General features: G+C 43.3%; 18 protein-coding genes. All 18 read left to right on the top strand.

The features are described 5' to 3' along the window. Positions 1-171: 171 nt before the first annotated feature. The 18 genes from G460_RS0111570 (at position 172) to G460_RS0111485 (ending at position 23,887) form a co-directional block, all read left to right on the top strand. On the top strand, positions 172-1,437 hold the full coding sequence (locus G460_RS0111570) for a c-type cytochrome (RefSeq protein ID WP_026955503.1): 1,266 nt from the start codon (positions 172-174) through the stop codon (positions 1,435-1,437). A 36-nt stretch (positions 1,438-1,473) separates the two neighbouring features. Continuing rightward, positions 1,474-4,554 (top strand): TAT-variant-translocated molybdopterin oxidoreductase, encoded by a 3,081-nt coding sequence (locus G460_RS0111565; protein ID WP_026955502.1) that lies wholly within the window; start codon positions 1,474-1,476, stop codon positions 4,552-4,554. A gap of 17 nt (positions 4,555-4,571) precedes the next feature. Beyond that, entirely contained in the window at positions 4,572-5,936 is a 1,365-nt protein-coding gene (nrfD, locus tag G460_RS0111560; protein WP_026955501.1) for an NrfD/PsrC family molybdoenzyme membrane anchor subunit, read from the top strand. A 2-nt stretch (positions 5,937-5,938) separates the two neighbouring features. Beyond that, a complete protein-coding gene (locus G460_RS0111555) occupies positions 5,939-6,472 on the top strand; it encodes a DUF3341 domain-containing protein (protein ID WP_026955500.1) in 534 nt (177 codons plus the stop codon). A 10-nt stretch (positions 6,473-6,482) separates the two neighbouring features. Beyond that, positions 6,483-7,109: a c-type cytochrome gene (locus G460_RS0111550; RefSeq protein ID WP_026955499.1), complete on the top strand. Its 627-nt coding sequence runs from the start codon at positions 6,483-6,485 to the stop codon at positions 7,107-7,109. 2 nt (positions 7,110-7,111) lie between these two features. Then, positions 7,112-8,407, top strand: a complete 1,296-nt coding sequence (locus G460_RS0111545; protein ID WP_026955498.1) for a hypothetical protein — start codon at positions 7,112-7,114, stop codon at positions 8,405-8,407. A 22-nt stretch (positions 8,408-8,429) separates the two neighbouring features. Continuing rightward, positions 8,430-9,449, top strand: a complete 1,020-nt coding sequence (locus G460_RS0111540) for a cytochrome c oxidase subunit II (protein WP_026955497.1) — start codon at positions 8,430-8,432, stop codon at positions 9,447-9,449. A 26-nt stretch (positions 9,450-9,475) separates the two neighbouring features. Beyond that, positions 9,476-11,359 (top strand): cytochrome c oxidase subunit I, encoded by a 1,884-nt coding sequence (locus tag G460_RS0111535; RefSeq protein WP_026955496.1) that lies wholly within the window; start codon positions 9,476-9,478, stop codon positions 11,357-11,359. Then, positions 11,343-12,422, top strand: a complete 1,080-nt coding sequence (locus G460_RS0111530; RefSeq protein WP_026955495.1) for a COX15/CtaA family protein — start codon at positions 11,343-11,345, stop codon at positions 12,420-12,422. The genes G460_RS0111535 and G460_RS0111530 overlap by 17 nt, the downstream gene beginning before the upstream one ends. Then, complete coding sequence (gene cyoE, locus G460_RS0111525; RefSeq protein WP_026955494.1) at positions 12,422-13,330, top strand: heme o synthase; 909 nt, start codon at positions 12,422-12,424, stop codon at positions 13,328-13,330. The genes G460_RS0111530 and cyoE overlap by 1 nt, the downstream gene beginning before the upstream one ends. After that, entirely contained in the window at positions 13,330-13,911 is a 582-nt protein-coding gene (locus G460_RS0111520; RefSeq protein WP_026955493.1) for a cytochrome c oxidase subunit 3, read from the top strand. Before cyoE ends, G460_RS0111520 begins: the two co-directional genes overlap by 1 nt. Before the next feature lie 27 nt (positions 13,912-13,938). After that, positions 13,939-14,715 (top strand): cytochrome c oxidase subunit 3, encoded by a 777-nt coding sequence (locus G460_RS0111515; RefSeq protein ID WP_026955492.1) that lies wholly within the window; start codon positions 13,939-13,941, stop codon positions 14,713-14,715. 21 nt (positions 14,716-14,736) lie between these two features. Next, positions 14,737-15,066 carry a cytochrome C oxidase subunit IV family protein gene (locus tag G460_RS0111510; protein WP_026955491.1) on the top strand — a complete coding sequence of 110 codons (330 nt, stop codon included), beginning with the start codon at positions 14,737-14,739 and terminating at the stop codon, positions 15,064-15,066. 72 nt (positions 15,067-15,138) lie between these two features. After that, a complete protein-coding gene (locus G460_RS0111505; RefSeq protein WP_026955490.1) occupies positions 15,139-15,807 on the top strand; it encodes an SCO family protein in 669 nt (222 codons plus the stop codon). Next, the gene (locus G460_RS0111500) at positions 15,794-16,345 is read left to right on the top strand and encodes a DUF420 domain-containing protein (protein WP_035464378.1); all 552 of its coding nucleotides are present in this window, start codon (positions 15,794-15,796) and stop codon (positions 16,343-16,345) included. The genes G460_RS0111505 and G460_RS0111500 overlap by 14 nt, the downstream gene beginning before the upstream one ends. 26 nt (positions 16,346-16,371) lie before the next feature. Continuing rightward, positions 16,372-16,623 carry a hypothetical protein gene (locus G460_RS0111495; RefSeq protein WP_026955488.1) on the top strand — a complete coding sequence of 84 codons (252 nt, stop codon included), beginning with the start codon at positions 16,372-16,374 and terminating at the stop codon, positions 16,621-16,623. 55 nt (positions 16,624-16,678) lie between these two features. Beyond that, positions 16,679-20,380, top strand: a complete 3,702-nt coding sequence (locus G460_RS0111490; protein WP_035464376.1) for a sensor histidine kinase — start codon at positions 16,679-16,681, stop codon at positions 20,378-20,380. Positions 20,381-20,395: 15 nt separating this feature from the next. Then, the gene (locus tag G460_RS0111485; protein WP_026955486.1) at positions 20,396-23,887 is read left to right on the top strand and encodes a hypothetical protein; all 3,492 of its coding nucleotides are present in this window, start codon (positions 20,396-20,398) and stop codon (positions 23,885-23,887) included. The last annotated feature ends 39 nt before the right edge of the window (positions 23,888-23,926 follow it).

Genomic DNA, 23,926 nt, shown 5'->3' with positions numbered 1-23,926 from the left:
TTTAGTCCTTTGAAAAGCCTTGTAAAAAACTGTAAATCAATAAAATAAGCTCTTATTTAGAATAGCTTTCGATTTTAGGGGCCAAATTATCTCTTGTTTGAAAAATAAGCCCCGGATACTACCTTTGCAGGGGTTATTGAAAACCGATTAAACTATTTAATTAGCTATAATATGTTATCCAAACGCTCGTTAGTAGGGGTTCGATTGAATTTCCACACACTGGCAGTGTTGTTTTGCCTACTGATCGGAACGCAAGCATTTGCTGCAGATCCGGCAATAGTAGAAAGCGACGAAGCAATTGCAGCAGGTAAGTCAATCTTTAATGCAAATTGTAAAACCTGCCACAAACTGGATCAGAAGGCCATTGGCCCTGCATTGAGAGGTGTCACTGACAGACAGTCTGCCGAGTGGGCCAAGAAGTTTATCTTGAATTCTTCGGCTGTCATCGCATCTGGAGATGAATATGCAAACAAGCTGTTTGCAGAGTACAACAGTACTGTGATGCCTCAGCATCCATTTTTGTCCGATGATGATCTTACCAATCTTCTTACCTACATCGAATTTGGTGACAAAGTAGATCCCGCTGCAGAAGCCGCTGCCGCCGCCGCAGGTGGTGAAGGTGCAGTAGCTGCTGGTGGAGGTATTCCTTCCGAATACCTGACCATTATCGTAGTGGTTTTGGTGATCGTCCTTTTGTTGATTTTGATCGTATTGGGACTGATCATCTCAGTCTTGACCAAGTATATCAACAAGCAAGACCTAGACGAGGAAGAAAGAGAATTTGTTCAGCAAAAATTTGACTTGGGCAAAGTGCTGAAGAGTGATGGCTTTGTAGTGATAGTCACGGCATTGGTCATTGCTTTGGTCGCTAAAACAGCTATCGACGGACTATACTCGGTAGGTGTGCAGCAAGGATATGCTCCTACTCAGCCGATTGCTTACTCTCACGCATTGCATGCAGGCACCTTGGAAATCCAGTGTCAGTATTGTCACACAGGCGTAGAGATCGGTCGCTCAGCTAATATCCCTTCTCCTAATATCTGTATGAACTGTCACACTCACGTGCAGAACGTACAAGGTAAAGAAGGTGTTTCTCCTGAAATTCAGAAAATCTACGATGCAGTAGATAATAATAAACCTATTGAATGGGTTCGTGTACACAACCTTCCTGATTTGGCGTACTTCAACCACTCCCAGCACGTGAAAGTGGGAGGGATCGAATGCCAGACCTGTCATGGTCCTATTCAGGAGATGGAAGTGGTCAGACAGCATTCCGCTTTGACCATGGGTTGGTGTATTGATTGTCATAGACAGACTGAGATCAATTCTCAAGGCAATGAGTACTATGACAAATTGGTTCAGTTGCACTCTGATTCCAAAGATGCTTTGAAAGTCAAAGACATCGGTGGTCTGGAATGTGCCAAGTGCCACTATTAATTCATTCATTTCGCAAATTCATTCCTAGATCATACAATGAAGGAAACAAAAAAAACATACTGGAAAGGGCTTGAGCAGCTCAACAACGATCCAGAGTTTGTAAAGCACGCTGACAGGGAATTCCCTGAGCTTCCTTCCGCAGTGGGAGAAGATGGCAGTGCGTCCAGAAGGGATTTTCTTAAAGTGATGGGATTCAGCTTGGCAGCAGCTTCTTTGGCAGCTTGTGAAGCTCCTGTAAGAAAGGCCATTCCTTATGTGAATAAGCCAGTAGATATCAACCCTTCTATTCCTAATTATTACGCATCTACTTTTGCTGTAGGCGGTGAATATGGCTCTATCGTGGTGAAAACCAGAGAAGGTCGTCCGATCAAAATTGACGGAAATACACTTAGTCCTATTAATAAAGGAGGAAGCAGCGCCATCATGCAGGCATCTGTACTTTCCCTTTATGACAAACAACGATTGACAGGGCCAAAGATCGCTGGATCTGATGCTGACTGGAAATCAGTGGATGCAGAAGTAAAATCCAAGTTGGCCTCTGCAGGCGCTATCAAAGTGGTGACCAATTCCTTGTATTCTCCATCTACTGAGAAAGCAATCGAGGAGTTGAACCTTGCCTTTGGTAATGTCGAGGTGATCACCTATGATCCTAGATCCAACTATGGTATCCTCAAAGCAGCAGAGACAAGCTATGGTCAGGCCATGATCCCTGATTATAGATTTGACAAAGCAAAAGTAATCGTCTCCTTTGGAGCTGATTTCTTGGGTACTTGGATTTCCCCTACTGAATATTCTGAAGGCTACACTGCCAATAGAAAAGTGACAAAAGAGAATCCTGTGATGTCTCGTCACTACCAATTCGAATCCAATCTTTCCCTAGCCGGTGCTAATGCAGATTATAGAACTCCGATCAAAGCTTCTCAAAGCGGATTGGCAGTTTTGGCGTTGTACAACGCATTGGCTAAAAAAGCAGGTGCTGCTACCGTCTCTGCTCAGGCAGTAGAAATCGCTCACTTGGATAAGGCTGCAAATGACCTTTGGGCAGCAAAAGGAACAGGACTTGTTGTGTCTGGCTCCAACGACCCAAATGTACAGATCGTCATCAATGCCATCAATGATCTCCTTGGAGCCAATGGTTCTACAGTGGATTTCTCCAATCCGGTGAATTTCAGAAAAGGAGATGATGCGAGAATGTCCCAGTTCGTCAATGAATTGAAAGGTGGACAGGTCGGAGCGGTTATCTTCTATAACTGTAACCCGGTATATGATCATCCAAGAGGAGCTGAAATCGCAGAAGGCATAGCCAAAGCGAAAGTAAGTATAGCTACAAACGGTACGTTGGATGAAACTTCATCTTTGGTACAAGTAGTCGCACCGGATCACCATTTCTTGGAATCTTGGAATGATTTCGAACCAAAAAGAGGTCAATTCTCTCTCGCTCAGCCGACTATTTCTCCATTGTTTAATACCCGTCAAGCGCAGGACTCTTTCCTTGCTTGGGCTGGTTCTTCAGTCAATTACTATGACTTCCTTCGTCAAAACTGGGAAGCTGGACTGTTCACCCAGACTGAGACTGGTGGAGAATTCCAGGAATTCTGGGATAGATCACTTTATAATGGTGTAGCAGGTACAGCTTCTGAGCCTGTGGCCCTTGCTGCTATTGCTGATTCATCTTCTGCCGCAGCTGCAGTTGCCAAGAGTTATTCGGCAGACAATGCAGGTAGCGAACTAGTCATTTATAGCAAAGTAGGTATGGGGGACGGTACATTTGCCAATAACCCATGGCTACAGGAAATGTCCGATCCTATCACCAAAGCTACTTGGGACAATTACCTGACTGTTTCTCAAAAATGGGCTACCGAAAACGGTGTGACCATGTTTGAAGAAAACACTCAGAAAGCTCAAGTGACTGTCAATGGCAAATCCATCATTGTGCCGATCATGATCCAGCCGGGTCAGGCATATGGTACTTTCGGTTTGGCTATTGGTTACGGTCGTACCAAAGCCGGTAGAGCTGGAAATGGAGTAGGTGTGAATGCATTTGATCTTTTGGATGTGTCCAAAGGATATGTACAGACAGATATCACTGCTGGTGTAGAAGTAGCTGTGACAGGAGATTCTTATAAAATCGCCCGTACTCAGACCCATCAGACTTTCATGGGACGTGAAAACGTCATCCAGGAGACTACTCTTGCTGAATACAAAGAAGATCCTTCTGCTGGTAGATATAAACCAGAAATCTATAAAGATGGTGAGTTTGTGAAACCATCTAAAATCTCACTTTGGTCAGGGCATAAGTATAGCCAGCATCACTGGGGATTGGCAATTGATATGTCTTCTTGTACGGGTTGTGGTGCTTGTACCATCGCATGTCAAGTGGAAAACAACGTCGCTGTAGTCGGTAAGCAAGAAGTATTGAATAGAAGAGAAATGGCTTGGATCAGAATTGACCGCTATTATTCTTCTGATGCTCCTGCAGATGATTTGGAAGGAATGGAAAAAGCCGCTGAAAATCCAGAAGTGACATTCCAGCCGATGATGTGTCAGCACTGTAACAACGCTCCTTGTGAGACTGTATGTCCAGTAGCTGCGACTACCCACTCTACAGAGGGTCTCAACCAAATGACTTACAACAGATGTATCGGTACTCGTTATTGTGCCAACAACTGTCCTTATAAAGTACGTCGATTCAACTGGTTCAAATACCATGACAACAAAGACTTCGCTGTAGCCAACATGGCCCAGAATGATGATTTGGGTAAAATGGTCTTGAATCCAGACGTGACTGTACGTGCCAGAGGTGTGATGGAAAAATGCTCCATGTGTGTGCAGAGAATCCAAGCTGGTAAGTTGGATGCCAAGCGTGAGAAACGTAAAGTACAAGATGGAGACATCAATGTAGCTTGTGCGGAAGCATGTCCAGGTGGTGGTTTGGTATTCGGTGATTTGAATGATCCTGAAAGCAGAATCTCCAAATTGTTGAAAATCGAAGAAACTGATTCAGCAATGAAGGAAGTGGGTGAAGAAAGAGCATACCACGTATTGGAAGAGATCAACGTGAGTCCAAACGTTTGGTACTTTACCAAAATCAGAAATAAAGACAAAAACGAAGCGTAATCATAATTTTATAAACTATGCAGGTTACTTCATCCGTACGTGAGCCGTTAGTTACCGGAGGCAAATCCTACCATGATGTGACACATGATGTGGCTCGTCAGGTAGAAGGAAAACCAACTTTGGCTTGGTTCCTCGCCTTTTTAACTGCTGCTGGTACTTTGGCCATTGGCTTTATAGCCGTTGCTGCCACCGTTTGGGAAGGCATCGGGATGTGGGGTTTGAACAAAACAGTAGGCTGGGCCTGGGATATCACCAACTTCGTGTGGTGGGTAGGTATCGGTCACGCTGGTACTTTGATCTCAGCAGTATTGCTTTTGTTCAGACAAAAGTGGAGAACATCTATCAACAGAGCAGCTGAGGCGATGACTATCTTCGCCGTAATTTGTGCGGCGATGTTCCCGGTACTTCACATGGGACGCCCTTGGTTGGGAGCTTATTGGGCTCTTCCTTTGCCAAACACATTTGGCTCACTTTGGGTAAACTTCAACTCCCCGCTTCTTTGGGACGTTTTTGCGATCTCTACTTACTTCTCTGTTTCATTGGTGTTCTGGTATATCGGTTTGATCCCAGATTTCGCTACTATCCGTGACAGAGCTACAGGTTTGAGAAAAACTATTTATGGTGCGCTTTCATTTGGTTGGGATGGTGCTGCCAAGACTTGGATGAGATACGAAGCCGTATCCTTGATCCTTGCAGGTTTAGCTACTCCATTGGTACTTTCAGTACACACCATTGTATCCTTTGACTTTGCTACCTCCGTGATCCCAGGATGGCATACCACGATCTTCCCTCCATACTTTGTGGCGGGTGCGATCTTCTCCGGTTTTGCCATGGTATTGACCTTGATGATCATCACCAGAAAGGTATTCAAACTGGAAGATTATATCACGATGGGCCACATTGAGTTGATGAATATCGTCATCATCATCACAGGTTCTATTGTAGGTATCGCTTATATCACAGAATTTTTCATCGCATGGTACTCAGGGGTAGAGGCAGAGCAATACGCCTTCATCAACCGTGCAACTGGACCATACTGGTGGGCTTACTGGTCAATGATGACTTGTAACGTAATCTCTCCTCAGTTATTCTGGTTCAAAAAAATCCGTACCTCCATCGTAGCTACTTTTGTTCTATCCTTGGTAGTAAACATCGGGATGTGGTTCGAACGATTTGTAATTATCGTTACCTCCCTTCATAGAGACTTCTTGCCTTCTTCATGGGCGATGTTCTACCCGACTTGGGCTGACGTGGGAGTTTACTTGTTCACCTTTGGATTGTTCTTTACCCTTTTCTTCCTATTCGCGAAGTTCTTCCCGGTAATCAACATGGCGGAAGTGAAATCTGTTTTGAAGTCTTCATCTGATAAACCGGCTAAATAATCATGGAAAGAGATACACATTTTATTCTTGGAGTGTACGAGGACGAGGATGTCCTTCTCCATGCTGTCAAAGAGGTGAGAACCAGTGGGGTCAAAATCCACGAAGTATATTCTCCATATCCCGTTCACGGATTAGAGCATGTGCTTGGCTACAAAAGAAGCCGTTTGCCAATTGCAGCCTTCCTTTTTGGGATGCTGGGTACTACCTTGGCTTTGACAATGCAGTTTTACATGATGCGATTTGACTGGCCGATGATCATCGGTGGTAAAGACTTCGCTGCTTTCCCGGACTTTATTCCGGTTACTTTCGAATTGACAGTACTATTGGCTGCTTTTGGGATGGTCGGAGTATTCATGATCAGCTCCAACCTGAAGCCTTGGGCTCAGCCTCGGATCTTTGATGTGAGAAGCACTGATGATAAGCATATTATGGCTATTGACATTGCTAATAATGGTGCCTTGGAAATAGAAAAGATCAAAGAAATTCTGAAGTCCTCTGGTGCTACTGAGATCAATAATAAAAGTTTTGAAGAGTAATTCTGAGAATATGAAGATTGCTAACACACTAAGTATCCTGGGGATTGCCGCCATTGGAGCTCTATTTGCCGGATGTAAGGCAGACGGAGACAATCAAGGCTTGGAGTATGCCCCTCAAATGTATCACTCTGTGGCTTATGAACCTTTGACTCAGATTACTGATGATACCAGAGGCTCTTGGCTTTCTACCAGAGAAGATGAAAAAGGAGAGTTTTTCAACAGTAACCCATACAATCCCAACGGGATGAATATGAGAGAGCCTGTGGCTGGAACTGTCCCTAGAAATAAAAATGGATATTTGCCTCATAGATTGAAGCAATTCCAATTGGAAGAAGCTGCTTTGATCGAAAATCCTATCGAACTGAACGATGAGGTTTTGAAAGAAGGCGAAGTTTTGTTCCAACAATATTGCGTAGCCTGCCATGGTCCTAATGGTGAAGGTGACGGGAAAGTAGGAGAAATCCTAGGCGGTGTGGCCAACCTTAAAGGTGGTGCTTACATCAATTTGCCAGAAGGACATATTTTCCATGTGATCACTACTGGTAAAGGTAGAATGGGAGCTCACGGTTCTCAGATCACTCCTGAAAGAAGATGGAAGATCGTTCACTATGTTAAACAAGTAATTCAGAAGCAGTAATCATGGCTCACGACGTACAACATTATAATTTGGATCAAAAATTTGATTTCCGCGCGGGCACCAAGAAGGCTATCATGACTGTATTGGGAATCGGAGCTGCCCTTCTGGTACTTGGAATTATCTTGGCAATGACTGGCGGAGGCCACCATGAAGAAGGTGCTGAAGCGGCAGGTCATGCTTTTCATTGGTATGAAAGATTGTATGCCAACTTGTGGATCAACAACGTGTATTTCACGGGAATCTCTATCGTAGGTGTCTTTTTCTTTGCTATCCAATATGCTGCACAAGCTGGTTGGTCTGCACCGATCACCAGAGTGATGCTTTCTTTGGGTAACTGGCTGCCAATCGCTTTTGTCTTGATGATTGTCACTTTCTTCGTGGCTAATCATGACCTCTTCCACTGGACTCATAGCTACCTGTTTGATAAGTCTTCTCCAGAGTATGATTCTATCATCGATGGTAAGGGCGCGTTCTTCTACTGGCCTATGGAGAAGGGATCTTTCCCTATTTTCTACATTGCCAGAATGATCATCTTCTTTGGATTTTGGGTTTTCTTCTTTAAGAAATTCCAAAAAATCTCAGCACAGGAAGATCAATTGGGAGGTAACTCTCACTGGTTCAAAATGAGAAGCTGGTCTGCTTATTTCTTAGTGTTCTTTGCGGTATCTTCCTCCATCTCTGCATGGGATTGGGTGATGTCTATTGATACACACTGGTTCTCTACCTTGTTTGGATGGTACGTATTTGCATCATGGTTTGTAGCTGGTCTTTCAGCGATGACCTTGTTGACTATCTTCCTCAGAGGACAGGGCTACTTAGAGATGGTCAATGAAAATCACATTCACGATTTGGGTAAATTCGTATTCGGATTTTCTATCTTCTGGACCTATCTATGGTTTTCACAATTCCTATTGATCTATTACGCCAACATTCCTGAAGAAACAGTCTACTTCATTGAGAGATTGGAAAGCGATATCTATGGAGGATTTATCTTTGTAAATATCCTGATGAACTTTGTTCTTCCTTTCTTAGTCTTGATGACCAGAGATGCTAAACGTCATGGAATCTTCTTGAAAGTAGTGTGTACGCTGTTGATCGTCGGTCACTGGGTAGATTTCTTCTTGATGGTTCAGCCAGGTACTTTAGGACACAATGGTGGTCTTGGTTTGATGGAAGTAGGGATGCTTTTGGTTTATGGTTCTTCTATGGCTTTGGTTGTGTTGAGTTCATTGGCAAAAGGTAATTTGGTTCCGAAAAACCATCCAATGCTGGAGGAAAGCTATCATCATCACATTTAATTAAAGCCGAAATTTTATACTTATGTACGGATTTCTAATTGCTGTTGGGGTTCTTTTATTACTTTCCATTATTTGGATGGTGTACAGAATCCAGACTCTTGTATCTGTTGTCAAGGGTTCCGACAAGAAAATTGCTTCTGGGAGCAATAAAATCAATGCTATTTTGTTTGTTGTTTTCTTGGTAGGATCTGGTCTTCTGATGTTCTGGTATTCTATCAAAGAATTTGACAACTACCAATTGCCAATCGCTTCTGAGCACGGAGTGGTGACAGATCGCTTGTTTTGGATCACTATGGCGATCACCGGAGTGGTGTTCTTGATCACTCACATTTTGCTTTTCATTTTCCCTTACAAGTATCAGTATAAAGAAAGTAGAAAGGCGACATTCTATCCAGACAACAATAAATTGGAGATCATTTGGACAGCAGTACCCGGTGTGGTTTTGGCAGGTTTGGTGATTTCCGGATGGATGGCTTGGTCAGACATCACGGCTCCAGCACCTGAAAATGCACATGTCATCGAGGTGATGGGCTATCAGTTTGCATGGGATATCCGATACGCTGGAAAAGACAATGTGTTGGGTGAGCATGACTTTAGATTGATCACTGCACAAAATTCTGCAGGTGTCAATTTCAAGGATAAAAATGCGGTGGATGATTTCTTTTCGCCTGTAGTAGTAATCCCAAAAGGTGAGCCTGTCCTTTTCAAAATCAGAGCAAGAGATGTATTGCACTCTGTGTTTGCTCCGCATATGAGACTTAAAATGGATGCAGTGCCAGGGATGCCGACTCGATTCTGGTTTGTGGCTACTAAGACCACCGAGGAAATGAGAGCAGAAACTGGCAATCCTGAATTTAACTATGAAATTGCCTGTACAGAAATTTGTGGCCGTGGTCACAACGGGATGAGAAAGGTGATCGAGGTAGTAGAGCCTGAGGCGTATCAGAAGTGGTTTGCAGAGCAGAAGACATTCCTTCAAAACGACCCTAGTTTGGCGAATGGAATGGAGACTGAGATGTCCGAACTAGCAGAAATCCAATAAGAGAGAAATACACAAAATTATAAACTATGGCTACAGCGTCAGTTGCAACTCATGATTCGGCCCATGATCATCACGATCATGAACATCATGATAATTTTGTAACCAAATACATTTTCAGTACCGATCACAAGATGATCGGGAAGCAATACTTGGTGACAGGTATTTTCTGGGCTATCATCGGTGGTTTTCTTTCCATCCTTTTCCGTCTTCAACTGGGATTCCCAGATATGGATATGGAATTCCTTCGCCCTATTTTGGGGGGATGGATTACTGAGGAAGGTCAGCTAGATCAAACATTCTATTTGGCTTTGGTGACAATGCACGGTACCATCATGGTATTCTTTGTATTGACAGCGGGTCTATCCGGGACTTTCTCAAACTTCCTGATTCCTTTGCAAATCGGTGCTAGAGATATGGCTTCCGGCTTTATGAACATGCTATCCTACTGGTTATTCTTTATTTCTGGTGTGATCATGTTTATCTCTTTGTTCTTGAAAACTGGTCCTGCCGGTGGTGGTTGGGTAGTATATCCGCCATTGTCTGCACTGGAGCAGGCGATTCCAGGATCCGGTTTGGGGATGACTCTGTGGCTGGTGGCGATGACCTTTTTCATTGCTTCTTCTCTTCTTGGAGGTATCAACTATATCACGACTATTATCAATTTGAGAACGAAAGGGATGTCTTTCTCTAGACTTCCATTGACTATCTGGGCATTCTTCTTGACTGCTGTGATCGGTCTACTTTCATTCCCAGTATTGTTCTCTGCAGCTTTGCTACTTGTATTTGACAGAAGTTTCGGTACTTCTTTCTACCTATCAGACATCTATATCTCTGGTGAAGCTCTTCCAAATACAGGCGGTAGCCCAGTCTTGTATCAGCATTTGTTCTGGTTCTTGGGTCACCCAGAAGTGTATATCGTACTCTTACCTGCGTTGGGGATTACTTCTGAAGTAATTGCTACGAATTCCAGAAAGCCAATCTTTGGATATAAGGCGATGATCATCTCGATGTTGGGGATTACCATTCTTTCCTTTATCGTATGGGCTCACCACATGTTTGTGTCAGGTATGAATCCTTTCTTGGGATCGATCTTCATGTTCTTGACTTTGATCATTGCGATTCCATCCGCGGTGAAGGTGTTCAATTACCTGACTACTCTTTGGAGAGGTAATTTGATCTTTACTCCTGGGATGCTATTCTCAATTGGTTTGGTGTCTTTCTTTATCTCTGGTGGTTTGACAGGTATTTTCCTTGGAAACTCAGCCATTGATATTCAGCTACACGACACCTACTTTGTAGTAGCTCACTTCCACTTGGTAATGGGATCTGCATCCTTCTTTGGAATGCTTGCTGGTGTGTATCACTGGTTCCCTAAAATGTTTGGTAGAATGATGGATGCTCGTTTGGGTTATGTTCACTTCTGGATCACATTTGTAGGGGTTTACATGGTGTTCTTCCCGATGCATTACATTGGTATAGCTGGGTTCCCTAGAAGATATTATTCTTGGACCAACTTCGAATTCTCCAATATGTACACTGATTTGAACATGTTTGTATCTGCTGCTGCAATTGTCACTTTTGCTGCGCAAGGTATCTTCTTGTTCAACTTCTTCTACAGCATGTACAGAGGTAGAAAAGCAACTCAGAATCCATGGAGATCTACTACGCTTGAGTGGACAGCACCTATTCACCCTGGTCATGGCAACTGGCCTGGAGAGATTCCTTCTGTTTACAGATGGCCTTATGACTACTCTAAGCCGGGTGCTGAAGAAGACTTCATTCCACAGACCGTACCTCTATCTGCCACTCCTGAGTCCAACTTGCCACATGAGCAAGAGCAGGTGAAATTGGAGATTGAGATCATGAAAGAGGAAGAGGCTGTGCTGGCATCTAATGAATCCGAACACTGATAAAAATATTCGCAGCTTTCGCCGTGTAAGTACAATCACGGTGATAGCTGTTTATTTTCTGATTCTGGTAGGAGGCATTGTCCGCAGTACCGGATCAGGGATGGGATGTCCTGATTGGCCCAAGTGTTTTGGGTCAGTAATTCCTCCGACTGATGTGAGTCAGCTGCCGGAAAATTATCAGGATATTTACCTCCAAAAAAGACTAGCTAAAAACGAACGGTTTGTAGCTACACTTGAAAAATTAGGATTTGAAAATGTGGCTCATGAAATCGCCAATGACAAGTCAATTTTGATTGAAGAAGAATTTAATCCTGTCAAAACCTGGATTGAATATTTGAATCGGTTGACTGGGGTTGCGATTGGATTGCTGATAATCTGGACGGTATGGAAATCTTTTCCTATATGGAAAATTGATCCTTGGATTCCTATTTGGTCTGTAGCATCACTGTTCTTGGTGATCTTTCAGGGATGGATAGGTTCATTGGTAGTATCTACTAACCTGCTTCACTGGATGATCACATTCCATATGATGTTGGCTTTGCTACAGGTAGGCTTACTCTTGTATATTATACAAAGAGCACAAGATCTATTGGGAAATACTGCTCAACAAGCGCACATTCCTTCCAAGCTGCGATGGGTTTTAGTCCTTGGGTTAGTTTTGATGTTAATTCAAGTAGTACTGGGTACTCAGGTAAGGGAGGAGTTAGATCAGATTGCATTTTCAATGGGTAATATGCTGAGAGATCAGTGGATAGGAAAGACTGGAACGAGTTTTCTGATTCATCGGTCATTTTCTCTCGTATTGCTTGGGGTTCATGTTTTGTATTTCGTGTGGGCATTTAGATATAGCCTGCGAAAATCACAAATCAACCTTTGGTCACAGGTGTTGATCGCGTTGATACTGATAGAAATTGCCTCTGGAATAGGCTTGTCTTATTTTGGAATACCGGCTTTTCTACAGCCGATTCACCTTTTGCTTGGTTCTTTGATTGTGGGAGTTCAGTTTGTGCTTCTCATGCAGTTCAGGAGCCATGTGGATTTGAAGTTTAAAACAACAGAATGATGAGGACAGTTGGAGTAGCTGACCAATCGATATACGAGTTTATTTCTACTAGATTCAAAGCCTATTCGGACTTGATTAAGTTGAGGCTTTCTGCTGTCGTTACCTTTTCGGCCGTGTTTGGCTATATTTTGGGTGACAGTAGCGCAAGCTTTGGTTGGTCGGGATTCTTGGGCTTAGCTTTGGGTGGATTTTTGATTTCAGGTGCCTCAGGTGCCGCCAATGAAATTATGGAAAGGGATCTGGATAAGCTGATGAAGCGGACCCAAAACAGACCTCTTCCATTGCAGGTAATTTCTCTCAAAGAAGCTTATTGGTTTACAGTTATCGTTGCCATAGTAGGGGTATTCCTACTTTGGTTTTTGACTAATCCGCTGACAACTTGGCTGGGCATATTGAGTATGATTCTGTATGTCTTTGCTTATACTCCTTTGAAAAGAGTCGGGCCTATTGCCGTGTTTGTTGGGGCGATTCCTGGTGCTATGCCACCGTTATTGGGATGGACAGCTGCTACAGGATCTATCAGCCATGAGGCTTTGATCATTTTTGGAATTCAGTTTATTTGGCAGTTTCCACACTTCTGGGCTATTGCCTGGGTTAGTGATGAGGATTATAAAAAGGCCGGATTCAAGCTGCTTCCGAGTGGTGGTGGTCAAGATTTGAACACAGCGATTCAAATCATGATCTATACCTTGTTTTTGCTTCCTTTAGGGCTTTTGCCTACTTATTTTGGGTTTACAGGGCTCAATTCAGGAATAGTTGCTACGATTTGTGGAGCGTTATTTCTGGCTCAGACTTTCTCATTGATGAGAGATTGTTCCAGAAAATCGGCTTTGAAGATCATGTTTGGCTCTTTCCTTTATTTGCCTATTGTACAGATCGCTTACATGTTGGATAAAATACCTTCCTAATGGAGAAAGAACTGAAATATGTAGACATGGAGGAGCAGCCAATCTCCATGCATCCAAAAAAGTTTGCAATGTGGCTATTCATGGTGACGGTGGTGATGATTTTCGCTGCTTTGACCAGCGCATACATTGTACGACAGGCAGAAGGAAACTGGCTGGATTATGAGCTACCTGAGATTTTCTGGTTTACCACTGGACTGGTAGTGATTAGTTCCGTTTGTTTGCATTGGGCTTATCTTTCTGCTAAGAAAGACAATTTGGCCCAGTTGCGAATCGGTATGGCCGCTGCAGTTGTGTTCGGTATTGCCTTCTTGGTAGGGCAATGGTACAGCTGGGTAGCTTTGGTAGATAGAGAGGTCTTTTTTGTGGGCAATCCTGCAGGATCTTTTCTCTATGTATTCACCGGGCTCCATGCCGCACACTTGATCTCAGGTGTGATATTTCTGATTATTGTATTAATTTCGACCTTCAGATACAAGGTGCATTCACAGTCAATGAATACCATGGAAATGGCCACTTCGTATTGGCATTTTCTAGGGGGACTGTGGATCTATTTATTCATGTTTTTGCTTTTGAATCATTAAAATTTACCTGGTACTAATTAATTAATTATGTCTGCGCATTCTACTGCTATAGGAGTTAGCTCAAAAAGAGGCACTTGGGGAGGTGGTAACGAACCTCTGAAGGCCAGCTATGGAAAACTGATGATGTGGTTTTTCCTGCTCTCCGACATCTTTACCTTTGCTGCCTTTTTGATTGCTTACTTGGCGATCCGTGTCAGCTATCCTGCTTACGAAGGTCCTATGGATGCCTTTGTAGGTTCCAATGAATATTGGCCTGTACCAGAATTGGTATTTGACGCAGTACCATTCTTACATGGAGTACACGCTCCTTTGGTATTTGTAGGTATCATGACTTTTATTCTGATTTCATCTTCTGTGACGATGGTTTTGGCAGTAGAGGCTGGTCATAGAAATGATAGAAATGATGTAGTAAAATGGATGCTTTGGACCATCTTGGGTGGTGCTACTTTCTTAGGCTGTCAGGCTTGGGAATGGTCCCACTTTATCCATGGCTCTGATGCAGGGTCTGTGATGACTTACATCAACGGTCTTGGTAGAGAAGTCACTGAATCTGTATTTGGTGCCAATCTAATGGTCAATGAGTACGGTCCTGCCGGTTTTGCAAACTTGTTCTTCTTTATCACCGGATTCCATGGATTCCACGTGACGATAGGCGTTGTACTTCTTTTCCTTTGCTTTTATCAGGCAGCGGTAGGGATTTATGACAAAAGAGGTCATTATGAGATGGTCGAGAAAATCGGTCTTTACTGGCACTTTGTAGACTTGGTTTGGGTCTTTGTATTTACCTTGTTCTACTTGATCTAAGAATTTTAAAAATATAGCGATATGCAATTTCAGGAAAATAAATCCACACTGGAGGTGACTCCCAGAAATGATGACAAGATCAAGAAAATCTGGAAGACCGCCGGAATCCTTTTGGCTATTACGGTAGCTGAATTTATCATGGCATTCACCATGGATAGAGGATTGTTGCTTTATGCGTTGTTTATCATCTTGACCATTTGGAAAGCCAAATACATCATGATGGAATTTATGCACTTAGGAGATGAGGTGAAGCCGTTGTTTTACTCCATCATTGTACCCTTGATTTTCTTGGTTTGGTTGCTGATCGCTCTAGCCAAAGAAGGAACAGAAATATTCTTGATGCGCTGGTAAGCATGTCAAATAAATGATAAAAAAGTAGGTTGGAGTGGACTCTTCAACCTACTTTTTTGTTACGAGAGAGTTATGAGAGGAATTAGGATATTACAGGGATTGGTCTTGGTATGCATTTTACTGATACCCGTTTTGATCTTTATGTTTTTGCGAGGTTTCGGAGAAAACAAATATGATCTTCCTGTGTTTTACCAAAATGGAGTGGACAATCCTTTTCAGGAATGTCAATTTGAAGATAGTGCCCAGCATTACATCCCTGAGTTTGCCTTTACCAATCAAGAGGGCAAAACGATAGGTCGAAAAGAAATGGAAGGTAAAATTACGATCGTTGATTTCTTTTTTACTTCCTGTCCGAGTATCTGTCCCCTGATGTCCAAAGAAATGGAGCGTGTCAATGATATGTTTCGGGACAATCCTGAAGTACAGATCATGTCTATCAGTATAGATCCAGAATACGATACACCGGAGATTTTGCAAGAATATGCCGATGAGCATCATGCCATTGCCGGTAAGTGGCATTTCCTTTCTGGTCCTAAACTAGAAACCTACCAACTAGCTCGCTGTGGCTTTGTGCTACCTACACTAGATGGAATGGGTGTGCCGGATGATTTTGTCCATAGCGATAAATTTGTCTTGGTCGATGAGCAGGGAAGGATTCGGGGCTATTATAGCGGTACCAACCGTGAAGATGTAGATTTGTTGATGTTAGAGACCAAAGTATTACTTCATGCAAACAAATAACTCCATGCTTCAAAATGAAGCGAAGGTAAAAAATTGGATCATTGCTATCTCTATAGTTATTCCGGTGGCTGTGGCTGTGTTGTTATTTATGCCGCAAAAATTAGATGTAGGTGCCGACTGGGTTTACTTTCTGCCTCATCTCAATGCGGTCATGAATTCTGCTGCCAGTATTGCTTTGATTCTGGGATTGGTATTTGTCAAGCAAAAGAAATACAGCTACCACGGCGCGACAATGAGCGTTGCTTTTGGGTTGGGAGCGATTTTCCTTATTTCCTATGTCATCTATCACGGTGCTGCTGAGAGTACCACTTTTGGGGGAGAAGGATGGATTCGACCGGTTTATTATGGTTTGTTGATCTCTCATATCTTATTAGCGGCAGTAGCTTTGTTTCCGATATTGTTTGCCTACTATTATGGCTATACAGATCAGCGGGCAAAGCACAGAAAAGTGGTTAAATTTGCCTATCCTATCTGGTTATACGTATCTATATCGGGTGTCATCGTTTACTTGATGATCAGTCCGTATTATGTTCATTGATCCCTAGGATCTACTAATGAATTGCAATGAGTAAATTGAAATACATAGTCCTCTCATTTATACTCTTCTTTGGAGTACAGGTGGCTGTCCACGCGCAGTGTGCGATGTGTCGTGCGTCTGTAGAGAATAATGTAAGCAATGGCGATACCAGTATTGGTGCTGGGCTCAACACTGGGATTATCTATCTCTTTGTCATGCCATACCTGATCGCGACAGTGATCGGAATACTCTGGTATCGTGCAGCCAAAAAGCGCAAATCCAAATTGGCCATCCGATAGCTATTCATAAAGCAAAGTTTGAAATAGGGCTTTGCTTTTTTTATTTTTAGGCAAAATGAACCACGATATCAGAAGGCTGGTCATCCTTGTCAGCGGATTTTCACTCTTAGGAGTCTTAATACTGAATTTCTTTTTCTTCCAAGAGGGTGAAGAGGAGAGCTTTTATACTGCGCTGGAGCAGGAGGTTCGTGATATAGATCAGGAATTCGATGAGGACTTTGTCCAGATTTTGATGGCCATTCGGCCAGAAGAGTCTTTCTCTTTTGATCAAGTGACCACGGAGGCACATCATCCCTTTTTTATTCTTGATTCGGCACAGCATCTTGTTTACTGGTCCGACTTTACAATTTCTATGGATTTCGAGAGGGTCAATCCTGAGCAGGAGTATCAATTGCTCAGTGATCCTTACGGGACTTTTCTCCTGAAAAATAGAAATGTCAGCCGGAATGGACAAAATTATCAGGTGGTACATGCCTTTCGGATGATTTGGCCAGGGTCTATTCAAAATGACTACTTGGTCACGGGTGCTTCCAGTCGGCTTTTTGGCAATTCGAATTTTGAGTTGAAACAAGTGGGGGAAGAGGCTAGCTATCAAATCCAGAATCTAGCCGGTATACCGATTTTTGGGATTGATTTTCAGTTGGGGTATCAGCCGGCTGGTAGATTGGCCAATCCTGCGATTTTGATTTTCTTCACCTCTGTTTTTCTCCTTTATTTCTTGCTGAGTTCTGATTTTGTTCTGAAGAAATGGAAGAAAGGGAGGAGATGGCAAGCCATAGGCTATGGTATTGTTGTGGTTTTGGTATTTCGGATAGTTATGTTGTTGCTGGGCTTTCCCGGATCCTACTTCAGTTTTTCTCTCTTTGACCCCAGCTATTATGCAGCCTCTTGGTTCAATCCCAGTCTAGGTGATTTGTTGATCAATACCCTGTTTGGGGTAGCTGTGTCGGCTATGATTCTCTATCAATTGGCTTCACCGCAGACCCATGAAAAAATACGTGTGTTGGCTTCCAAATCAGAACAGCGTGTCTTTTTTGTCCTGGTGTTTTTACTCACTTCGTTGGGGTTCTATTTCATTTGGGTTTTGCCCAATGATCTGATTCAAAATTCGCAGTGGCCATTGGATATTGAGACGATTCCTACCTTCGGCTGGTTTGAAGGCCTTAGCTTTTTGATTTTGTTTTTCTGGGCGGCTACCTACGTATTGTTTTCGCTGACTTTGGTCAGCCTACTGTTGCAGTTGCCACATAGCAAAAAAGAGTATTTGCAGTATGTGGTAATTTTGGGATTGCCAGTTGGTATTGGGCTGGCTTTTGTGTCTACTTGGCTTGGTATAGCTTGGTTGGTGCACCTCTTATTCCTCTTTGCGATCATCTATTTTGATCTGGCCAAAAACATCTTTCGGCTCGGCTTTAATACATTCTTGACTTTCTTCTTTGCGGGATTGATGGTGGCGAGTATCAGCGGTATCAGTACATTTCAAACTGAGCGTTTGCTTTTAAATCAATCCAAGATCCGCTTTGCCAATCAAAATCTGATTGAAAGCGATGTGATGACAGAATTTTTTCTGGGAGAGATTTTCTCTCGGATCAAGGATGATCTCTTTATACAAAACCGAATGGCGGGTCCTCTTTTGGCGAAAGAGCCTATTGAGACTAAAATCAGGAGGATTTACCTAGATAATTACTTCGATCAATTTGAAGTGCGGATTCGTCTTTTTTCGGCCAATGGACAAGACCTGATTCACTCTCCCGATTCGAGAAGCCTCAAGGAGCTTCGGGACGAATACATCAAATCGGACTTCGTGACTTCGCTGAAGGACCTCTATTTCATCAGAGGCAATGAAGGGAATATCGGAAATCAGTTTATTGCCTTTGTGCCTATCAGCAAAGATTCCAATAGCTTGGGAACCGTCTACCTGGAGCTAAGACAGCTACGAGTACAGCCAGGGTCTGTCTATCCCAAATTGCTTTTGGATAAGCAATACAGCGACAAGCTTGACCCGACCCGCTTTGACTATGCGATTTTCAAAGAAGGAGAATTGGTCCGGAATATTGGGGCTTTCAATTATTCCAACTCAAATCTCATCACCAGACTGGAAGAAGCCAAGCTGCTGACGACTGGTATTCATTCTAACAATTACCACCATCTGGCGGTGAAAAATGGGGAAGAGCTGATTGTCATCTCATCGCCTAATCAGCCGTTTTCCTATTTCTTCGGAAACATATCGCTCTATTTCGTCATTTTCGTGTTTTTGACTTTTTTCGCGATTTTGATTCATTCGATTTTCAAAGGATACAAGACCTTTGAATTCAATTACTCCACCAAGTTGCAGTTGTATCTCAACTTTGCTTTCTTTTTCCCCATTATTATCATTTCCATCATTACAGTAGGGCTTTTAGCCAATAGCTACCGGGAAGATCTCGATCGACAGTACATCCAAAAGGCAAGTTTGATCCGGGGGAATTTGGTGAATTTCTTGGGTGACAGATTGCCGGACCAAGTAGATCGGGATCTGCTCAATGAAGAAGTGGTGACTCTTGCCAATACCATCGCTGCAGATATTCATCTTTATACCGCCACGGGTCAACTTGAATCCACCAACCGTCCGAATATTTTTGACAAGAAACTCCTGGGGCCTAGAATCAATCCTCAGGCCATCGCCGAAATCGTGGAAAATAATCAAATCCAATTTTTGGCAGATGAGCAAATCGGTAAACTCCGGTACAAGTCGGTCTACTTGGCGATACCCCATTCATCGACTCCGGGGATTTCGGCTATTCTGGGAGTGCCGTTTTTTGAGTCAGAAACAGAACTGAATACATTGATTGCAGATGTGCTGAGTAATATATTCAATGCCTTTGTGGTGATTTTTATTCTGTTTTTGATTGTTTCCTATTTCGTATCCAAAAACCTCACCTTTCCATTCCGTCTTTTGACTCAAAAACTCAAAACAACCAATCTGGAAAATAATGAGCCAATGTACTGGGATACCAAAGATGAGATCGGTCTGCTCGTCAATGAATACAACAATATGCTATTCAAGCTGGAAGCCAGTAAAAAGGTGCTGGCATCATCCGAAAAAGAATCTGCATGGCGGGAGATGGCTAAGCAAGTGGCGCATGAGATCAAAAATCCACTGACGCCGATGAAGCTGACCCTACAGCATTTGCTCAGGCTGGAGGAAGCAGGGAGATTGGACGATCTGCAAAAGTTGAGAAAATCACTGGAAACCTTGATTCACCAAGTGGATGCATTGAGTGGGATTGCTTCTTCCTTTAGCACCTTTGCCAAAATGCCTCTTCCCAAAAATGAGCGCATGAATTTCAAGGAAGTGGTCTTGCGAGTATTGGAACTCTATCACAATGATGAGACGCTGGAATTGAATTTTCAGGATGATTCTTTTACGGAGGATATTCCGATCATGGGCGATGAAAAACTGTTTGGTAGAGTGATATCCAATCTGATCATCAATGGCACTCAAGCTGTAGAAGAGGGTGTTTTTCCGAGAATCAAGGTGTGGCTATGGATGACAGATGAGGCAGTCTTCCTGGAGATTGCAGATAATGGGCGGGGGATTCCACCTGATTTGAGAGACAAGATTTTTATTCCAAATTTCAGTACCAAGTCCACGGGCTCAGGATTAGGACTGGCGATCGCCAAATCAGGGGTGGAGACCGCTGGAGGTAAAATTTGGTTTGATACGGAAGTAGGGGTAGGGACGACGTTCTATCTTACGTTTCCTGTCATTCAATAGGGAAGATTTTTTACCTTGGACTGGCAACTCTCCTTTGGCTCCATGCGGATTTTCATGCTGATGTTTCTTTTCTTTTTTGGGATGCTCTCGAGGGCTGAAGCGCAGGAGAAATGCCAGGAGCTGGCCGTCGCTGACCTAAAAGCAGGACTTGAGCTGGATTCTCTTTCCGGAATAGAAGAGTCCATCCGTATCCTGACCGGGGATGGAGATAGTTTGGAGTTTGAGTTTGATTTTGATCGCAATTGGATCAGCATTTCATCCGTCGAACTAGCCGATACAGAGAAAGTGACTCTTTGCTATCAGACTTTTGCGATTCGGTTTGATAGACAACTTGCCAGGAGGACGCTGCTCACGGACTATGATTCTACTGCGAAATTCAAAGACACGAGACTGCAGGAAGCGCCTCCATTGATGATTCAAGAAGAGTTGTTTCCAAGTACCAATCTCTACAAGACAGGTAGTTTGACGAGAGGAATTTCGGTGGGCAATACACAGAATGTGTTTGTCAACTCCGCACTGAATCTACAACTGGAGGGAGATATTGCCGAAAATTTGAAAATCAGAGCGAGTATTACGGATCAAAATGTCCCTTTTCAGCCTGAGGGGAATACCCAGCAAATTCAGGATTTTGACAATGTGCTGATCGAGCTGTACAATGATGATTTCAATCTAGCTGCAGGAGATGTGGTGTTACAGCAGCGAGAAAGTGAGTTTCTGAGATATTATAAAAATGTCCAGGGCTTTCAGCTGAGCACGCGCTACCAGGTAGCTAACCAGTGGGAGGCCAGTACTCAGGCTTTTGCATCCATTGCTAAAGGGAAGTTTGCTTCCATTCAGGTTCCGATATTGGAAGGAGTCTTAGGACCATATCGGATTCAGGGGCCGAGCAACGAGCGTTATGTCATCATCATGGCCAATTCTGAAAAAGTTTATTTGGATGGAAAGCTGCTTCAGCGAGGATTCAATGCAGACTATGTCATCGACTACAACCAGGCCGAAATTACCTTTACTCCCAAAGTGCTGATAACTCAATATTCTAGGGTACGTGTGGATTTTGAGTATGCGGAGCGAAACTATTCCCGATCTATCATCGGTGCAAATCACCAACAAACAAACGGGAAATGGGATTTTTATTTGAATTATTATCAGGAAAAAGACAATCGAAACCGACCGCTTTTTACAGATTTCAATCAGCAAGAATTGAGTTTGCTGGCCAGTGTGGGAGATGCAGTGGATGAGGCTCGAATTCCACGGATTGATTCAGTCTCCTTTGACAAAAACCTGATTCTTTATGAAAAAGTACTGGAGGAAAATGGAGATGGAGAAGCTGTCACTTACTATCGGTATTCTACCGATCCAGAAACGGCTCATTTTGATCTGTCTTTTTCTCAGGTCGGTGCTGGGAGTGGAGACTATCGTCGCCTCAATCAGCTTTCCAATGGGACAGTCTATGAATACGTGCCGCGGATCAATGGCCGACCTCAGGGGGATTACTCGATTTTGACTCAGCTACCAGCTCCAGATAGCAAGAGAATGATGACCGCCGGCAGCCGAGTAGCTTTGACAGACTTTGAAAAGCTTTACACTGAGCTGGCTCTTTCTTCTCAAGATCGAAATCTCTTTTCTGAACTGGATGACGAAGACAACCAGGGATTGGGATGGAAAGTGGGGTTGCAGTCCCAAAACAGAACCTGGAACAAGCTCGATGGGTACACGCTGCAGGCTCAGACTGAGTTTGAATATAACTCTGCTAATTTTTCTTTTATTGATCGCTTCCGAACTATTGAATTTGATAGGAATTGGGGTGTGAGTCAGGAGGACTTGGAACTGCCGGCTGCTGAGCGATTTTTTCGTGCTGGGTTTAGTATGGACAAGGATGCGGACAATTCGTTTGGGTACCTGATTTATTTGAGAAATAGAGAGCAAAAGCTACATGGAGCACAGCATGAAGCCAGTTGGAACCAGAGTTTCGGGAAGCGACTTTACCTGAGAAATGAATTTTTTCGGATGAATAACACCAAGGATAGCACCTCTTCTGATTGGGTGAGGTATTTGGGGGATTTGTCGTTTAAAACCAAAGTACTTGTTCCCGGATATCAATTTTCGCTGGATAGAAATGTGGTGAAGTCTGCCGAAAGTGATTCTGTCATCAATACGGCGATGAATTATGCCCAGCATTTGGTTTACATACAAAACAACGATTCACTGGCTTTTGATTTTAGGGCTGATGCAGCCTGGCGGGAGGACAAAGCGCCTGATGAAGGAGTATTGATGGATGATACCAGGGCTTTCACCAGCAATCTTAGCTTTGGCAAACAATGGAGTAAACACTCCCTGACGAGTACATTTACCTACCGGGAACTCGAATATCTCCATCGCGAGCTACCTACAGAAATGACAGTCATGGGCAAAGTTGATTACTTGGGTTCATTGGGGACTAATTTGATCCGAAATGAGCTAAGCTATGCACTTGGGAATGGCCGGGAACTGCAGCGTGAGTTTGTATTTATTCCCGCTCCGAATGGAGATGGTACCCACACCTGGCGCGATGACAATGGCGATGGAGTGCAGCAGCTCAATGAATTTTACCTTGCCATCAATCCGGAAGAGAAGCAATACATCAAAATTTTTGTACCCACAGATACCTATATCCAAGCATATACGACATTGCTGAATTATAGACTTCAGGCCAAGTTTCCCGATGATTGGAAGGAAGCGGGTGGGTTGAAGACCTTTCTACAAAAGTTTTCTAACACCAGCAGTCTGAGCGTCGAAAAGAAAGTGACTTCAGACGATTTCGGAGATCGGATCAATCCATTCGTAGGAGGTATCTATAGGGAGGAAGTATTGTCATTGAGACAGGTGATTCGATCCAGCTTTTTCTTCAATCGTGCTTCGGCTGCCTATGGGTTTGATTTGTCTTATTTTGATTCGCAGTGGAAGCAATTGCTCTCGGGTGGCTTTGAGGATTTGATCCAAAAAGACTGGAAACTGAATTCCCGGTTCAATTTTTCAACCAAGACGACCTTTCGGCTTTTGACTTCTCAGGGGAATAGATTCTCTGCGTCTGATTATTTGGATAATCGAAATTATCAGGTGTTTCAGCAAAGTTTGGGGCCAGAATTGGCTTGGCAGCCGAGCCCAAAACTACGTGGAACGGGCACCTATTCCTTTACTTCCAAAGTGAACAAGCAAAACTTGGAGTATGCAGAGAAAGCATTGATTCATCAGATGGGGGTAGATTTTCGCTTCGCTAAAGCAATCAAAACCACACTTAATGCCAATCTGAAATGGATAGAAATCGACTACAATGGAGAAACCAACTCCCCTGTAGGCTACGAAATGCTTCAAGCCTTGACTCCCGGTACCAATATCACCTGGACACTCAATTGGCTCCAAAAAATCGGTGACGGCCTTCAGCTTACGATGATTTATGAGGGCAGAAATTCGCAGGGATTGGATCAGATAGTTCATGTGGGAAGAATGCAGGTGACCGCTCTCTTTTGATAAAAAAATGTAACTTTGCTACCCGATAGTTGTCATACT

Source organism: Algoriphagus vanfongensis DSM 17529 (assembly GCF_000429465.1).
Classification (GTDB): domain Bacteria; phylum Bacteroidota; class Bacteroidia; order Cytophagales; family Cyclobacteriaceae; genus Algoriphagus; species Algoriphagus vanfongensis.
This window is presented reverse-complemented; position numbering and strand designations above follow the sequence as displayed.

Excerpts from the sequence above, each read along its gene's own strand:
- G460_RS0111570 (WP_026955503.1), top strand. The coding sequence starts at position 172 with ATGTTATCCAAACGCTCGTTAGTAGGGGTTCGATTGAATTTCCACACA.
- G460_RS0111565 (WP_026955502.1), top strand. The coding sequence starts at position 1,474 with ATGAAGGAAACAAAAAAAACATACTGGAAAGGGCTTGAGCAGCTCAAC.
- nrfD (WP_026955501.1), top strand. The coding sequence starts at position 4,572 with ATGCAGGTTACTTCATCCGTACGTGAGCCGTTAGTTACCGGAGGCAAA.
- G460_RS0111555 (WP_026955500.1), top strand. The coding sequence starts at position 5,939 with ATGGAAAGAGATACACATTTTATTCTTGGAGTGTACGAGGACGAGGAT.
- G460_RS0111550 (WP_026955499.1), top strand. The coding sequence starts at position 6,483 with ATGAAGATTGCTAACACACTAAGTATCCTGGGGATTGCCGCCATTGGA.
- G460_RS0111545 (WP_026955498.1), top strand. The coding sequence starts at position 7,112 with ATGGCTCACGACGTACAACATTATAATTTGGATCAAAAATTTGATTTC.
- G460_RS0111540 (WP_026955497.1), top strand. The coding sequence starts at position 8,430 with ATGTACGGATTTCTAATTGCTGTTGGGGTTCTTTTATTACTTTCCATT.
- G460_RS0111535 (WP_026955496.1), top strand. The coding sequence starts at position 9,476 with ATGGCTACAGCGTCAGTTGCAACTCATGATTCGGCCCATGATCATCAC.
- G460_RS0111530 (WP_026955495.1), top strand. The coding sequence starts at position 11,343 with ATGAATCCGAACACTGATAAAAATATTCGCAGCTTTCGCCGTGTAAGT.
- cyoE (WP_026955494.1), top strand. The coding sequence starts at position 12,422 with ATGAGGACAGTTGGAGTAGCTGACCAATCGATATACGAGTTTATTTCT.
- G460_RS0111520 (WP_026955493.1), top strand. The coding sequence starts at position 13,330 with ATGGAGAAAGAACTGAAATATGTAGACATGGAGGAGCAGCCAATCTCC.
- G460_RS0111515 (WP_026955492.1), top strand. The coding sequence starts at position 13,939 with ATGTCTGCGCATTCTACTGCTATAGGAGTTAGCTCAAAAAGAGGCACT.
- G460_RS0111510 (WP_026955491.1), top strand. The coding sequence starts at position 14,737 with ATGCAATTTCAGGAAAATAAATCCACACTGGAGGTGACTCCCAGAAAT.
- G460_RS0111505 (WP_026955490.1), top strand. The coding sequence starts at position 15,139 with ATGAGAGGAATTAGGATATTACAGGGATTGGTCTTGGTATGCATTTTA.
- G460_RS0111500 (WP_035464378.1), top strand. The coding sequence starts at position 15,794 with ATGCAAACAAATAACTCCATGCTTCAAAATGAAGCGAAGGTAAAAAAT.
- G460_RS0111495 (WP_026955488.1), top strand. The coding sequence starts at position 16,372 with ATGAGTAAATTGAAATACATAGTCCTCTCATTTATACTCTTCTTTGGA.
- G460_RS0111490 (WP_035464376.1), top strand. The coding sequence starts at position 16,679 with ATGAACCACGATATCAGAAGGCTGGTCATCCTTGTCAGCGGATTTTCA.